This window comes from Streptomyces sp. B6B3 (assembly GCF_039871525.1).
Taxonomy (GTDB): domain Bacteria; phylum Actinomycetota; class Actinomycetes; order Streptomycetales; family Streptomycetaceae; genus Streptomyces.
Genome location: NZ_JBDPLU010000012.1, coordinates 103,420 through 118,732, shown reverse-complemented (window position 1 = coordinate 118,732; position 15,313 = coordinate 103,420). Strand labels below are relative to the sequence as shown.

10 protein-coding genes and 1 pseudogene are annotated in these 15,313 nt (G+C 68.8%); 6 read left to right on the top strand and 5 right to left on the bottom strand.

Annotated elements, in window-relative coordinates:
- Positions 1 to 137: 137 nt before the first annotated feature.
- Positions 138 to 653 (bottom strand): lytic polysaccharide monooxygenase auxiliary activity family 9 protein, encoded by a 516-nt coding sequence (locus ABGB06_RS23895; RefSeq protein ID WP_347592721.1) that lies wholly within the window; start codon positions 651 to 653, stop codon positions 138 to 140.
- A 168-nt stretch (positions 654 to 821) separates the two neighbouring features.
- Here ABGB06_RS23895 and ABGB06_RS23890 point away from each other — a divergent pair, with 168 nt between their 5' ends.
- On the top strand, positions 822 to 1,145 hold the full coding sequence (locus tag ABGB06_RS23890) for a hypothetical protein (RefSeq protein ID WP_347592719.1): 324 nt from the start codon (positions 822 to 824) through the stop codon (positions 1,143 to 1,145).
- A gap of 626 nt (positions 1,146 to 1,771) precedes the next feature.
- Here ABGB06_RS23890 and ABGB06_RS23885 read toward each other — a convergent pair.
- Positions 1,772 to 2,491, bottom strand: a complete 720-nt coding sequence (locus ABGB06_RS23885; RefSeq protein ID WP_347592717.1) for a hypothetical protein — start codon at positions 2,489 to 2,491, stop codon at positions 1,772 to 1,774.
- A 102-nt stretch (positions 2,492 to 2,593) separates the two neighbouring features.
- Between ABGB06_RS23885 and ABGB06_RS23880 the strand changes: the two genes are divergently transcribed.
- The 4 genes from ABGB06_RS23880 (at position 2,594) to ABGB06_RS23865 (ending at position 6,156) form a co-directional block, all read left to right on the top strand.
- Positions 2,594 to 3,199: a hypothetical protein gene (locus tag ABGB06_RS23880; protein ID WP_347592715.1), complete on the top strand. Its 606-nt coding sequence runs from the start codon at positions 2,594 to 2,596 to the stop codon at positions 3,197 to 3,199.
- Positions 3,200 to 3,577: 378 nt separating this feature from the next.
- Entirely contained in the window at positions 3,578 to 3,949 is a 372-nt protein-coding gene (locus ABGB06_RS23875; protein ID WP_347592713.1) for a helix-turn-helix transcriptional regulator, read from the top strand.
- Between the two features lie 66 nt (positions 3,950 to 4,015).
- A complete protein-coding gene (locus ABGB06_RS23870; protein WP_347592711.1) occupies positions 4,016 to 4,708 on the top strand; it encodes a response regulator transcription factor in 693 nt (230 codons plus the stop codon).
- Entirely contained in the window at positions 4,705 to 6,156 is a 1,452-nt protein-coding gene (locus ABGB06_RS23865) for a HAMP domain-containing sensor histidine kinase (RefSeq protein WP_347592709.1), read from the top strand. Before ABGB06_RS23870 ends, ABGB06_RS23865 begins: the two co-directional genes overlap by 4 nt.
- Positions 6,157 to 6,360: 204 nt before the next feature.
- Here ABGB06_RS23865 and ABGB06_RS23860 read toward each other — a convergent pair whose 3' ends face one another.
- Positions 6,361 to 8,511 (bottom strand): MMPL family transporter, encoded by a 2,151-nt coding sequence (locus ABGB06_RS23860; RefSeq protein ID WP_347592707.1) that lies wholly within the window; start codon positions 8,509 to 8,511, stop codon positions 6,361 to 6,363.
- 257 nt (positions 8,512 to 8,768) lie between these two features.
- Between ABGB06_RS23860 and ABGB06_RS23855 the strand changes: the two are divergent.
- Positions 8,769 to 9,021: pseudogene (locus tag ABGB06_RS23855) on the top strand (transposase); the annotation flags it as partial.
- Between the two features lie 556 nt (positions 9,022 to 9,577).
- Here ABGB06_RS23855 and ABGB06_RS23850 read toward each other — a convergent pair.
- Together ABGB06_RS23850 and ABGB06_RS23845 are read right to left on the bottom strand one after the other, a co-directional pair.
- A complete protein-coding gene (locus ABGB06_RS23850) occupies positions 9,578 to 9,928 on the bottom strand; it encodes a hypothetical protein (protein WP_347592705.1) in 351 nt (116 codons plus the stop codon).
- Positions 9,929 to 10,091: 163 nt separating this feature from the next.
- On the bottom strand, positions 10,092 to 14,882 hold the full coding sequence (locus ABGB06_RS23845) for a hypothetical protein (protein ID WP_347592703.1): 4,791 nt from the start codon (positions 14,880 to 14,882) through the stop codon (positions 10,092 to 10,094).
- Between the last annotated feature and the right edge of the window lie 431 nt (positions 14,883 to 15,313).

The window sequence follows — 15,313 nt, the reverse complement described above, 5'->3', positions numbered from 1 at the left end:
CCACGATCGACGTGTCCGGCGGGCGGTGCCATCCCCGAGCCCAGGTGGCCCCGGGCGCCGGCCCGGTCGGGACCGGGGGCATCGGCGACTCCCCGCCCGCCGGACTCCGCGCGGCGGAACCACTTTCCTGGAACGCGTCAGCGGATGTTGACGTCCACGCAGGCGTAGAAGGCGTTGGCGGTGTCCGCGATGTTCCAGATGGCGAGGACCTTCTGGTCGCCGCGGATGTTGCCGAAGTTGACGTTGTGGGTCACGGTCGTGCCGGGGACGGCGCCTCCGTCGTCGAAACTGGCGACGAGGGTGTTCCCGACGTAGTACTCCCAGGTGCTGGTTCGGTGCTGGACCGTCAGCGTCCACTGGAAGGTGGTGCTGACGCCCACGTTGTGGCGCTGCCAGCCCTTGCTGTCGTCGTTCAGTTCGGCGAAGCGGGCCACGCCGCCGTGGCAGTTGCGCTGGCCCTTGGGGCCTTCCACGCTCTGCGGTTCCCACCGGATGTCGCCACAGGAGACGACGCCGGCGGCACACTGCGCCTGCCGGCTCGCCGGTGAGTTGATGTAGCCGTGGGCGCTCGCCGTGGAGGCGGGGAGGCTCACGGCGATGAGCGGCGCGATGGCGACGCCGAGCACGACGGCAAGTCGCCTTTTCTTGTGCATGACAACTCCTCTGCTTCGTGCCGCCGGTGTGGACCGAGTCGGGCTGGAGGTCCGTCGCGATCCGCGGCGGCGAGGTGGGGGGTGCGAGAGGCGGAGAAGGCGGTGAACCGCGCAGATGATCCTCGTTGCCTGCTGTCAACGACCTTCACTCTCCGTTTGGTCTAGACCATGACATCCCGACCCGCGAAGGGCAATAAGTCGGTACAAGATTCTTGCGGAGCTGGGCGCGTTGGGCTGGAAACGGTCCGCGCGGCCGAACCGGCCGCCGCTCACTACCCGACCGACGCCCTCAGCCAGGAGCAGCAGACCCAACTGACCGCCTGGCTCGCCCAGCGCAACGCCCGCGTCGCAGCCCACAACCACTGCCCACCCCTCCAGGACAACCTCGCCGACCGCCTCCGCACCCTGGACGCCGCCTTCGCCCGTCGTCCCGACCGAGACCACGAACTCCGGCGCACAGTCGAGATCTACGAGGGGGCGCTGCGGCAGTAGATCAACGGGCAGCTCCCGCTGGCTGGCCCCACCACTCCGTGACTTCCCTTCTGCTCTGATCAGTGTGTCAGCGGCCAGTTGGCTTGGCCGTGACACCGCGTCCGGCGGGCGGCCGTGGGTGACCCTGTGGTGAGCCACCCGGCGAACGCGGCATGCCTTCTGGTTCCCCATGGGCTTTGCCGCAGCCGGACAGTTGACCAGCAGGGACCACCTCCCCACGAACCGGACAACATTCATCCGGAACGGTGGCAGGAGGACACCCGGACCTGGAACCGCTGCTGGACTGGGCCGGCCGCGACACCTGGGGCTACTACTACGTGGTCTCGTTGGCCACCGACCCGGTCGAGTCGAACCGGGTCTACGCCGCGGTCGGCGCTTACACCATCGACTGGGACCCGAACAACGGCGCGGTCCTGTACTCCGACGACTACGGCGAGACGGCAAGCAGCGTCCCGGCGAGGACGACATACGCGCCTGGCGCGGAACGACCGGCCAGGGCCGACCTGTTCGAGTGTCGGCGGATCACGAGCAGCGTCCGAGCAGATCCGGTGGACATTCCCTGTGCTCGGCGTTCCACACGCCCTGTGCCCGTGGACGAAGCCCATGCCTTCGTCCACCTCCACCCGTCAGACGAAGGATGGCTCGCTGCTCTCTCGCGGCTTGGTGGTCATCCAGCTGTCGAACAGGACGACCAGCGCGGCCGTCACGCGCGGGTCCCACCCATCGGCCAGGATCTCCAGGCTCCGCTTCGCGCCACGGTAGTCCAGCGCCACCGGGCCCCCGTCCACGCCGCGCCATCGCGTGCGACGGGGGCGCGCCACTCCCTCGAAGCTGCCGCCGAACAACGCGAACGGGTAGGTGATGACCACCAGCACCGCCTGCACCGGCGAGAACGCCCACCAGGCGCACCATGACGCGATCCCGCCCTTCGAGCCGACCACGGCGGGCCGGTCGGTCGGCCCGAGTCGCGTGACGGTCCAGCGGGCCCGCCGGAATCGCAGGAGCGATCCCGCTTGGCGGCGGATTGTGGCCAGCGGTGTGCCGTCCGCCGCACGCACCTCGTAGTCCGAGGCTCCGCCCTTCGCCGTGGACACGGTCTCGACGTGCGTGAACGGTTCACCACGCTCCGGCGTCCGCCAGAGGGTGAAGTCGCGGGCGCCTTCGCGCCGGGCCGCGAGGTAGTCCCTGACGGTGCCGCCCGGCGGCAACCGCCGCTCGGGGTAGCCGAGCACCTCGTGGGGGCCGTTGAGCCGCGCCCAGTTCGCCCCGCCGTCGCTCGCCCCGACCAGGGTGCCCAGCTCGGCCTGGGATTCGGGGTCGATCGCGAGCCACAGCGATGTCGTCATGCGCCCGAGGCTACCGTCCAACGCCTGGCATGAGTCGGCTGCTGGGAAGCCCCGGCGGCGGGACCGGTCCCCGCTAAGACGCGATAGGACGCTGTTCAGCCGATGCGTCGCACCGAGAGGACCGCCATGTCCCGCCGCCTGTTACCGCTGCTGTTCACCACCCTGCTGCTGTCCGCCTGCGGCGGAGGAGGCGACAACGGCCCCACCGCGCCCGCATCGACGCCTGGGGGAGCCACCGAGGACGGGGAGGCCGCGGCAGATCCCGAGCTGGATGCCTGGATGGGGGACTTCTGCGCGGCCTACGACACGTTCCTCGACGCCTGGCTGGAAGTCTCCGTCCTGGTGCGGCCCGCCCCCGACCCGACCACTGAGGCAGACCGTGCTCCGCTGCTGGACTTCCTGACCGCCATCCAGACCGCGCTGGCCACGGGCGATGGCGCCGCGGCCGATCTGCCCGAACCACCCGTCCCGGCCGGGAACGACGTCGTGGACCACTACCGGGCCGACCTGGAAGACCTCCGCGTCCAGATCGCGGAGTACGAGAACAACGCTCTGCTGCTTCCGGCAGACGCCCTGGACAACGTCTACATCCTGAGCGGCATGGAGGTCGTGACGTTCCTTCCCGGTGGGGAGGACATGTCCGAGTACCTCGCCGACCACTCCGACCTGGCCGCCGCCCACGAGCGCGCTCCCGCCTGCGGCAACTGAGCGGAGCCCACGCCGGGCACCGTCATGGTCGTCGGTGACGAAGGATGGCCACGTGTGGCTCCGCCTGCCGGAGGACGAGACCGACGCCGCCCTGGCCGAGCACCCGAGCGGCGAACGCGTGGTCCGGCGCGGCACGCCGATCGGCTTCCGCGTTCCGCTGCAAGCCGCCCACGGTCACTCCGCCCCACCTCGAACTGTGCGTGCAAGTCGACTCGGACCAATCGCCCATCCCAGCCTGTCGGCCCGGGCGGCGTGGTACGTTCCAAGCCGCTCGAGCGATCGGCACCGCCCTCCCGATGAGGACCGCCGTGACGTACACGCCCCCGTATGGCCCGTCTCTGGCACCCCCGGGCCACCGCGCCTCGGACGTAGCCGACCATGGCCCCACCCAGCCGCCTGCCGCAGCCGCCGCCACTGGCCCCGCACGTCCAGTGGCACTGGTCCACGCACCAGGCCCAGACGGTGCTGGCCAGCGACAACCTCGGCGCGATCCTGCGTTTCCACCGCTCCGTCCACGCCTTGAACCAGACGGCGCTGGGCGACCTGCTCGGCTACGACAAGACCACCATCTCGGCGCTTGAGCTGGGCAAACGCAGGATGGACGACGTTCCCTCCCGGCGCTGGTCCGCCTACGCACGGAGATGGCAGCCTGACCACGGCAACACGCCGCCCCGGTACTGTTCGCCACGCGCCCGGTCGACCGTGGACCCCGTCAACAAGCTACGAGCGCGGTCCCCAGCGACGCGCTAATCCTGGCCTCAGGTTGATCGGGGACGATGAGCGGCACAAGCATCGACTGGAAGGGGGCGGGCCGGCGTGCGGATCATGATCGCGGATGATGAAGCGGCCATCCGTGAGTCGCTGGAGCGGGTGCTCCAGGTCGAGGGTTACGACACCAGCACCGTCGCCAACGGTCTCGCCGTGCTCGACGGGGTCGGTGGGGCCGGCGGTGACACGCTGGATCTGCTGATCCTCGACGTGATGATGCCCCGCCTCGGCGGGTTGGAGACCTGCCGGCGGTTGCGGGCCGCGGGTCTGGATCTGCCGGTGCTGATGCTGACCGCCCGTGACCAGGTCTCCGACCGGGTCGCGGGGCTGGACGCGGGCGCCGACGACTACCTGCCCAAGCCGTTCGCCGCCGAGGAGTTGCTGGCCCGGGTGCGGGCCCTGCTGCGCCGGCGCACGCCGACCGACGAGGAGTCGCAGATCCTGTCGTTCGCCGATGTCCGGCTCGATCCCGACAGGTTCGAGGCGTGGCGGGGCGGGCGGCCGCTGCGCCTGACCCGGACCGAGTTCTCCCTCCTGCAGGTCCTCATGCGCAACGCGACCCGGGTCTTGACCCGCGACGCGCTGTTCGAGGCGATCTGGGGCTTCGACATGAGCGCCACCGCCAACAACCTCCAGGTATACGTGAGCTACCTGCGCCGCAAGATGGAGGCCGAGGGTGAGCCGCGATTGATCTACACGCTGCGCGGCCTGGGATACACGTTGCGGGAGACTCCTCCGTGAGCAGGCCCGCCGGCCGGGAACCGCGCCGGCTGACCCGATGGTGGCGCCGGCGGTCCCTGCGGACCAGGCTGACGGTGATCGCGGCGACGGCGATCGCGGTCAGCGTGTTCGTGGCCTTCCAGGTGGCCAGCGAGCTACTGGACTGGGAGCTGCGGGACACCGCCGAGGATCAGCTACGCGCCGACTCCCGCGTCCTGGCGACGAACGCGCAGCGCGCCGGTCTGGCGCAGGTCCAGCTACCGCCGTATCCCGGATCCGGTCATCTGGTGCGGGTCATCCTGCCCGACGGCTCGACCCGGACGCCGGCCGGCCAACCCGCGCTGCCCCCCGTCAGCGAGCACGCCGGGCGCGTGGCGCAGGGCGCGTCGGCCGACCTGATGGAGTCGAACGACAGCGACGACGACGGCTACCTCATCTACACGCTGCGGGCGGGCGACGGCGCGGTCCAGGTGGCCCGCGTGGCCGACGACAGTCCGATCAACCGGTTCGGGTTGGGCATGCTGCTGATCGGGCTGTTCTGCGTGGTCGGCGGCGCCCTTGTCGGGCGGACCGTGGCGCGGACCGGGCTGGCACCGATCGACCGGCTGACCGCCGCCGCGGTACGTGTCGCGCGCACCCGGGATCTCGACGCCGACATCCCGGATGAGGGCGGTGGGGAGATCCGGCGGCTGATCCAGTCGGTCAACGACATGCTCGCCGCGCTCCGGGACTCCCGGCGGGACCAGCGGCTGCTCGCCGAGGACGCCGCCCACGAGCTCAAGACCCCGCTCACCAGCCTGCGCCTCAACGTCGAGCTGCTGATCCGGCTCGATCGGCGCGGCACCCTGGACAGCGCACTGCCGGCGGAGAGCCGGACCCGGCTGCTCAACGATCTCGGCGCCCAGGTGGCCGAGTTGAGCACCCTTGCCGCCGAGCTGACCGACCTGGCGCGCGGTGACGTCAGCGACGAGAACACCGAGCTGCTCGACCTCACCGACGTGGTGGTGGCCGCCGCGACCCGGGCGCGTTCCCGCGTGCCCGACATCGAGGTCGCGCTCGACGTGACCTCCGTGTGGGTGAGCGGGCGTCCCGCTGCGCTCCAGCGGGCGGTGCTCAACCTCATCGACAACGCCGGCAAGTGGTCCCCCGCGGACCAGCCGGTCCAGGTCCGGCTCCGCGCCGAGGGCGCGTCGGCGGTGCTCGAGGTCGACGACGCCGGGCCGGGAATCGACGCCGCCGACGTACCGCGGGTGTTCGACCGGTTCTACCGTGCCGACAGCGCCCGGGCGTTGCCGGGATCCGGTCTGGGGCTGTCGATCGTGCAGCGGGTCGTCGACGCCCACGGCGGCCGGGCCACCGTCGCCCGCTCGGCACGCGGTGGCGCCCTGCTTCGGGTCGACCTTCCGGCCGCGGCCCCACCCGCCCCGATCGCGCGGCTCACCGCCGGGGAGGACACCGCGGTGCGCTGACCCGCCCCGGCGGCGCGGCGCAGGACCAAAGGGCGGCGGCCGTCGGGCATGGCCCCGCGCGGCTCACCGTGGGGGCACGACACCGCGATGCGCCGACCCCGGCCCCGGCGGCGCGGCGCAGGACCAAAGGGCGGCCGTCGGGCCCATGAAAAGATCCGGGACGGGCCTGGGTCCCCGTCCCGGATCTCGTCCGTGCCGCCGCGCTCACCGTTGCAGCGCGGGCTCCTCGTCGTCGGCGAGCGGCTGTTGACCGTCCGGCAGCTCCGCCGCTGGACGGGACAGCCGGCTCGGCCACCAGATCCGCCGGCCGATCAGCAGGGTGAGGGCGGGCACCAGGACCGACCGCACCAGCAGGGCGTCGAGCAGCACGCCGAAGGCGACCAGGAACCCGACCTCGATCAGCATCACCAGCGGAAGTGTGGCGAGGACCGCGAACGTGGCCGCCAGGACCAGGCCTGCCGAGGTGATGACGCCACCGGTAGCGGAGAGGGCTTTGAGCATGCCCTCTCTGGTGCCGAGGCGCACGGTCTCCTGCCGGGCCCGGCTGGCCAGGAAGATGTTGTAGTCGACGCCGAGCGCCACCAGGAACAGGAACGCCAGCAGCGGCACCGAATAGTCGACGCCCTCGAACCCGAGGATCGTGTCGAAGACGAACACGCTGCCGCCGAAGGCCGCGGCGAATGAGACGATCACGGTGGCCATCAGGACCAGCGGGGCCAGGATCGCTCGGAGCAGCAGCCCGAGGACGATCAGGACGACGGCGAGCACCAGCGGGATCACCAGCTTCTCGTCGCGGCTGGTGGTCACCTCGGTGTCGAGGTTCTCCGCGCTCGGCCCGCCGACGATCGCCTCCGCCCCGCTCACCGCGTGCACGGCGGTGCGCACCCGCTCGATCGTGTCGTACTCGGCGACGGTGTCCGGCGCGTCCGTCGGGAACACGGAGATGTTGGCCCAGCCACCGCTGGTCTGCTCCGGGATGGCCAGGGCCACACCGCGAGTGTCCTTGACGATGTCGAGCACCCGCTCCTGGTGCGCCGGTCGCGTGAAGATCGTCATCGGCTGGCCGCCGAGCTCCGGAAAGTGCTGGCGGAGAACGGTGAAGCCGGTGACCGACTCCGGCGCGGACACGAACTGGTCCTGCTCCCGCAGGGCGCCGGTGTTGCCCGCCAGCCCGAGGGCGAGCACGCCGAGAACTCCGAGCGAGCCGAGCGTCGCCACCCACCGGCGGCGGCTGATGGCGGCGCCAAGCCGTCCCCACAGCCCCGGCTTCTCCTCCATGGCCGTGCTGAACCGCGGGATGGCCGGCCAGAAGATCCGCCTGCCGAGCACCACGAGCACCGCCGGGAACAGCGTCAGCATGGCCACCAGCGCGCACAGAATGCCGGCCGCGCCGATCGGGCCCAACCCGCTGGTGCTGTTCAGGTCGGCGACGAGCAGGCAGAGCAGGCCGGCGACGACGGTGGCCGCGGACGCGACGATGGCCGGCGCCGCGCCGCGCAGCGCGTGGACCATCGCGACCCGGACGTTCTCGTGGTGGTGCAGTGCCTCCCGATATCGAGCGATGAGCAACAGCGCGTAGTCCGTGCCGACGCCGAACACCAGGATCGTCAGCAGCGCCGAGTTCTGGTCGTTGACCACGATGCCGAAGCCCTTGACGAGCAGGTAGACGGTCGCCATCGCGGTCAGTGCCGCCGCGCCCACGGCCACCAGCGGAATCAACCACAACACCGGGCTGCGATAGGTGAGGATGAGCAGGAGCGTGACGACGACGACGGTGGTGAGCAGGACCTGCACGTCGATGCCGTCGAAGACGGCGTCCATGTCGCCGTCGATCGCGCCCGGGCCGGTCACGTCGAGTTCCAGGCCGGCGGGGCGGTCCTTCGCGGCATCACGCAACGGGCCGACGATGGCCTCCGGTGCGCCGTAAGTCGTGCTCACCTCGAGGGTGAACATCATCGCCTCGCCGTCGGTGGAGGGTCTCGTCGGTGGGCCCTCGTCGTCGCCGCCGGCCGGGGCCGCCACCTTCGGCGGGTACCGCTGGGCAAGGGTGTTGTAGTGGCGCTCGACCGTCGCGCGGTCCGCGTCGGTCATGCCGCCGGCGCGGTGGTAAACGAAGACGAACGTGTTGTCGTCACCGCCGGGGAGGCTGTCCTCCAGTACCGCGACCTTGGTGGACTCGGCGCTGGCCGGCAGGGTGTCCGCGGCGTTGTCGGTGGTGACCGAGCTCAACTTTCCGCTCAGCGGCACCATGAACGCCGCCAGCACCAACCACAAGCCAATCACCAACCACGGCACCCACCGGCCTGCCAACCGACCGGCCGGCGCTTCCCCGGACGGCGCTGCGTTGACTGCCATCACTAGCCTCCTACACACGGATCACATCGCTTGTCTGATGCCTGCTTCCTAACGAGCGAACCTGAGACAACCGTTAGAGCCTGTGAGTAACCGGCGTCCGTTGTAGATGGTGATGTTGATCAACGATGTCCTGTGAATCGTCCGCGCCGCTATCCGTCGGACACCTCGGATACCGAGTGGGAGATACCTCGCCGTACATCCGGTCAGGGGCACTCGGGCAGGTGCCGGCGGGCGCCCGGTCCTGTATCCACGGCGTGACATCGTGGCTGGACCACGACGGTGATCTGCCGGTGTTGGAAGGCACTTTGATCTGCCCCGTCGTGGACCCCCTGCCGAGCGACAGTGACCCGAAACCGCTGTGGTTGTGGTCTTCACGCGTGGGCGCGTCATCCTCGCCTGTAGACCGGTTGGCAGACGTTCTTGCGCCGCTTCGACCGTGAACACACGTTTCGGTTTGTCAGGCAGACCCTCGGCTGGACCGTGCCGAGGCTCCGCGACCCCCGCGCTGCGTGGCGGTGCTGTTCCGGGTCTACGCCAGGTTCATCAGCGACAGCGACGAGGCCGCCAACGCGAGGATCTCCGCCCGGCTGCGGCAGCGTTCCGGTGGCGGCTGAGGCGCCGATTCTGTCCCACGAATGTCCCACAGAGGCTGGTCAGCAGGCGATCAGCGGTGAGACATAACGGGACATAGAGGGCGAACAGCGTGGAGCATGTTCGAGGGGAATGACGAAGCCCCTGCTCCGCGTTTCCGCAGGTCAGGGGCCATTTGGTGCAGGGTGGCGGCGCTAGGATTCGAACCTAGGAAGGCTGAGCCGGCAGATTTACAGTCTCCGCCTCCCAAGCCCCTGACCTGCGACTTTCCCCTTTGCTGTGCCTCCTGTCCCACAACTGCCCCACAGCAGCGTCCGGGGGTCGAGAGCCAACGGCGATCGGGCTCGCTGCTGGAGTAGCAAGTCCGCGACACCTCCGCCAGCGCGGAGCAGATCATCCGTACCAGTGATGGTCACTCAGCGTCCCCGAGGCACCTCCGCAGCCGTGCACGTACTACGCAGGGCAACGTCTGAAGTCATGCCACCGTCGCCTCTTCCCCCTCACTGCCTTCGTTCAGCCGAGGTAGCAGCTGGGAGAGTAACCACACAGCCCCGTTCCCCTGTTCTCCGTGAGCCATCTCGACAAGCGTAAGCAACGTGGACGCCCGGCTGCCGTCCCTCCGATACACCACAACGGTGCGGTCCTGCCGCCTGGGGATCTCGCACGGAACATGACCGTACCCTGCCGCCCGCAAGCCGGCGGAGATCTCCTGGACCACGTTCTTCTTCGCCTTCTTGTAGCCGACCGCGTCCCTGAGCGCTTTCACGGTGACGACCGCGTAGCCGTCCTGCTTTCTGACAGCCTGTTCGATCTCGCTGAGGTCCATACGTGTGCCTCCCCCTGTAAGTGATGGGAGCGTAGCGAGAACACGAGGGCGTGGAGACCAGAACGGCCAGATCGATCCGCCGCTCGGGACACTTCCACAGGCGCGGAGCGGACATGCGGCGCTTAGTGCTGGGGCGGGGACGTTTCAGTGTTCGGTGTTGCCGTCAGGCGTTGCGGTTGATCTTGAGATGCGTGAGTTGTTGTTGGGTGGCCAGTTCCAGGCCGGGCTGCAGACCGGCCGTCTGGCTGTATTCACGCCACTGGATGAGGTCAGTGGTGCGGGGTTGACGTTCGCCGAACAGACCGATGATGAGAGCGGCGCTGAGGGTGCGCAGACGCTGTTCGAGCCAGTCCCTGCGGGCGAGAAGCGTCTCTACGGTACCGGTGGGCCGGTGGCCGGCCAGGGCCCGCACGACCCGGGTGCCCTCACTGGTGTACCAGTCGCCGTTGTCGGGATCGCGGGTCAGTCCCGAGCCGCACAGGAGCTGTTGGGCGGGCAGAGACACTCCGACAGAGGCATCCAGGGAGCAGTCGTGGCCGTCGGCGCTCCAGTTGTACTCCTGGACAGCCGGCACCGCATGCAGCGGTCGACCGTCGGCGTCACAGGCGATCTCACGCGGATTAATCGTGAGCTTTGGGGCTGTGCTGCCCGCGCTCGATTCCCCGCTCCAGCGTTCCGCCAGCTCGCGCAATTGCTGTTCCCGTGTGGCACTGTGGCCATATCCGAGCTCGCTTAGAAGGTCGAGGTACTCGCGTGCCTCGGTGACATCGTCGTCCCTCATGGCCCGGCGTGTAGAACGGGCGGATGGCTGCGGCGCGGGCGTGCCCGACGGTGGCGTGTCGGTGTCGGCGCCGTAGTCGATGAACCGCATTTCGTGATCACGGTCATCTCGCTCAGAGGAGTGCCAGGAGAGGTCGGCGAGGTAAATGCCGTGCCAGGAGGGGATCTCGGGCATCCAACGGCCCATGAGGGTACACGAGGCAAGGAAGTCCATGGCGGGCTGGTAGTGGACCTCATCGAGCAGCCAGCTGTGGATGAGGTGCCACTGTTCGGCTTGCCCCTTCCACTCGGGACCGCCGACGCTGTCCACCACGTACTCGAACAGGACGACCCATTGCTGGCCCTGGTCGTCTTCGCGCGCTGCGAGCCTGCCCAGATCGGGCAGCCCACTGTCTTGTTGCAGCCAGTCGATGAGCTGATCGGATGCAGGCAGCACGGGCGGAGGTGGATGCCATCGCCCGTCGAGAGCGGCGGGCGGAAAAGTGGCCCGCCCGGCGTCCGCTCCTGTCGTTCCTTCGGGCTCGCTATCGGTGGTCGGGGACAGCGGATGTGCGGCAGGGGGCAGGGTGGGGTCGATGTCGGGCAGAAGCAGAGTCCCGGCGCCCGGGTACTGCCCGGGGTCACCGGCATGCGCTTGGATGGTGTACCGGTAATTGGCCAGGCGCTCCACCAGCTCGTGCAAGCCCAACCACTGGTACTTCTTGCCGATGCGTTCGGCTTTGTGCCCCTCGCGTCCGCGGCCCCCACCGCGGACGTTGTCGAAGGCAGCGAACCGTTCGGGGGTCCATCCGCGCTGTGCCGCATTGTTGAAGATCCAGCGGCTGGCCCAATCCTTGTCGACCGGTGTGTCCGCCAACTGCTCCTGGCTGGTCGGTGGCTGTGCGCACTGCTCAAGCAGCTGGTGCTGTTCGTCTGACAGCACGCGCCGGGCCCGCCAGCGTTCGGACAACAACCGGGCCACTGCCGGCGGCGTGCCCAGCACGTGGCGTACGGAGGCAGGCAGGCTCTGGGCGAAGAGCGCCACCCGGTCTGGCACCAGCACCGGAGGCTGGTCACGCCGCTGGTAGGCAGGCACCGGGGCGGGCTCGGTCAGGGGCAACTCGCTGAAAGTGTTGACGGCTGGCCTCACCTCGTAGCTCACGAAATCCGCCAGACCCAGCAAGGAAGCACGCAGACTCCCCCACAACGGCTCATCGTCCACGTCCCGGGACGGGTACTGGGCGTCGATACTCGCCTCGTCCGGGGCCGGGCCGGGGTCAGAGCAGGGATGTGGGTGGCTGCAGCGGGCGGCGGCGTCGGCCGAGATCAGCCCAGCCTCGAACGCCTCACGGACCACGCGGGAGGCGGCATCGCACAACAGCGCGTTGACGGACGCGTGGGCGGGTGACGTGGCGTCCCCGTAGACGTGGGCAAGCAGGCGCGAGGCGACGTCTTCCAGCAGGGCCGGATGGCCGACGTTCCCTCTGGTACGGGCCACCACACCGTATGCCACGGCGGCGAGCCGCTCGAAAACATAGGGGTCGTCGACCGCGCGCGCGTCGGTGTGAAGGAACCGGTCCAGCAGTGCGGTGAGAACATGTGGGTATCCCAGCAGCAGCTGTGCCAGGGCCTTAGTAGCCCGGTCCCGCAGGAAGCGGTTGGAGGAGGTGAGTGTCCACACAAGGGTCGTGGCCGCCAGCCGCACCACCTCCGGCTCCGGAGGCTGATGAGCCACCGCTGCCGCCACGGTGCTGCCCGCACGCCGTGGCGTCCACGATTCGGCCGCTGCAACCTGACGGGGGCGTAGATGCTGCGGGGTGGGCAGCTGCTCGGCCCAGCGCAGCAGGCGATGCAGCGCCCCAGACCCGTCAAGCGCGTCGTAAATCGCGATACCCCATTTGACATCCCGGTCCGCCGGCGCCATCGCGCACAGCGTGCGGTGCAGATGGTCGGCGTTGAGATGGTGACACGGCTGGGCGGTCACGCCCAGCGTCGCCTCCAGCACCGTGGGCCCCAGGTCGAATCGGTCCACCGCCTGCTCGAGCAGGACGGCGGTCCGCTCACTGACACTCCGAGCATCGCGCAGTGCCAGCGTACGCAGCAGGCTCACATACAACACGAACCCGTTGTGCTTTCTGTGACCATCGGTGGTGTACTGGCTGGCGCCCAGGAGGTCGATCAGCTCCCGGCCGGTTCGCTCGGCCAGCAGCACTGTGGCCGCCTCTACCAGAGTCGGGGAAGCGGCCTCCAGCCAAGCCCGCAGCGGCGATTGGTGGGTCAGCACGCCCGTTGAGGTGGCGGCCTCCACCTCGACGGCGTGCTTGGCCAACATCGCGTCGACGATGCGATCGTCACTGAAGGCCTGGTACCCGAACCCGTATCCGCCTTCCGGACGCCCGTCGACGGTGAAAGAGCGCTCGCTGGCCAGCACCCCGTGAGCCACCATCTGCCCGAGCAGGGTGTTTGGCCACTCTGTCAGGTGCGGGGCGAAGGTCTCAGTGATCGTCTTCACCTGCTGCCGGGACAAGACCTCGCGCCCGGTCTGGGCCATACGCCAGGCCAGTTCCTTCACCGTGCACTGCACCACCCGGTCACCTCCATCCAGGTGCAACACGAGGTCAATCTGGCGGGCTCTTCGCTCCAGGAAGCTGTCGAACACAGCGCTGCGGTGCTGGGTGCGCGCCGCGATGCCCCGCTGCTCCTCCGGCAGAGCGGCCAAGCTCTCGCAGTAGAGCTTCACAAACAGAGGATTGGAGAAGGCCGGCGCGAGCAGCGGCGTGCGCGGCAGTGCCGACGGCGCCTTTTGCAGGTAACTTTCTAGTGCTTCCACCTCATGCCCGGCGAACCCCGGGTGATCGGTGCACGGTACGTGATGAGCCGACAAGTCGGTCGGCAGCACCACCTCCTTGAGGGACGACCGGCACGAGACCACCACCGCCACATGGTCGTACGGTTCCGTCTGGGCCCACAGCTGCGGCAGCCGGCTTCGCCATCTACCCGGCTCCTCCGCATCGTTGAGCGCGTCGATCATCAGGAGGAAACGCGCACTGCTTGCTGCTCCGGCTGCATCCAGCGCCTGCAGCAGCATGGTATGCGGCACGTCACCCAGGCCCAGCTGCCTTGCGATCTCCGTCAGCGGATCCTCGGCAGCCATCAGCTCGCCGAAGACCGTCACGGCGGGCCGGCCGGCTTCAAGCGCGCGGCGCGTGGCATCGACAAGCAGATGTGTCTTGCCCTGCCCCGCTTCACCCAGCAGTACCCACGCCTTTGCTTCAGCCGCGCGTGCCTCGTCCGACCTACACAACACAGACAGCCGGTCGAGCGTTACGATCAGGAGCCGGAGCGCCTCTCGCCGGGCGTTCCGCTGGGGGTTCTCCTTCGAATCTTCACCTGCTAGCTCAACCCATTCCCGCTGTACCCGCCGGACTTCCACCAGCAGCTCTGAGGCCTCATCAAGCGCAGCGGCCATACGGTCGGCGGGCAGACCTGCGGTAGCAACCGACTCCGCCGCCTGGTGCACTTCATCAGCGATGCGTGACAACCGGGCAAACTGGCCCTCCAGCCTGGTCGCCACCGATGCGAGCTGACCAGCATCTGCGTCCCGCGCAGGCGCAGGCCCTGCTTGCCACTTGACCCGAGCCTCGGACGCAGCCGTGCGGAATACCTCCACACTCCGCTGCACGCGCTCGACCAAGGGCCCCGCCATGGCACACGCGTCCAGTGTCGAGGCGATGGGCAACCCAATGTGATGCTGGGGCGTGTAACGGTCGCTGGCGATACGGGCCACGCGCTCGAACTGCTCTCTCAGCCACTGGGCACCCAAGGCACGCTGCTCGAAGAAGAACCACAGACGTCCCTCGTTTCCCGGGGCCAACAGCTGCTCCAGCAGTTCCCCGCTGCCGAGGAGCTCCACCTTGATGTCCTCGGTCCCCTCCAACTGCGTCTTCCAGCCGGCGACCGATGTCTCCCACTTCTGACGAGCACCCACCACCGGTCTTCCTTTGCGCAAATGCGCCGGATCCGGCAGATCGATGCACACCATGAACACCATGCGGGTCACGTTCCGGCGCAGCCGGTTCTTGCCCACGGCCTTCAAGCTCTCCCGCGCCAGAGGAAGAAGATCATCAAGCTCATGCACATACTTCACCTGAAAACCGTGCACCCGCCCGTCCGGTGCCAGGTTGTACCACTCCACCCCGCCGTCCGGTGCAGCCGTCTTAATGGTCCGCCAGCCAGGTTGAGCCGGCTCCCGCAACTGAAAACACAGCTCCTCGAAGGCACGGTCCTGGCTCCCAGCCCAGGACCGGATGCTGCGCCAGTCAACCGGATGAGTAGCTTGACCGTCGAACAATGCAGCCCCCTGCACTCACGTAGATAGAGAGGACGAACAGCCTATGCGACGAGGAAGGCGCGGAAGGCTGGTCGAGGCTCGGGCGGCGACCGGAAACCGTGACCGTCCACCGCCCCAACGCTCGGCATCCGCTATGGCGACACCACCCGCCAGACCAGCATCTGTCGGCGACGGGTGAATCGTGGTTCTGGCGCAGACCTTGTGGTCGGTAACGGTCCGTAGTTGTCGCTGGGTTTGATGGCGGCGGAGAAGTTGCCCGAAATCAGCCGTGCTCG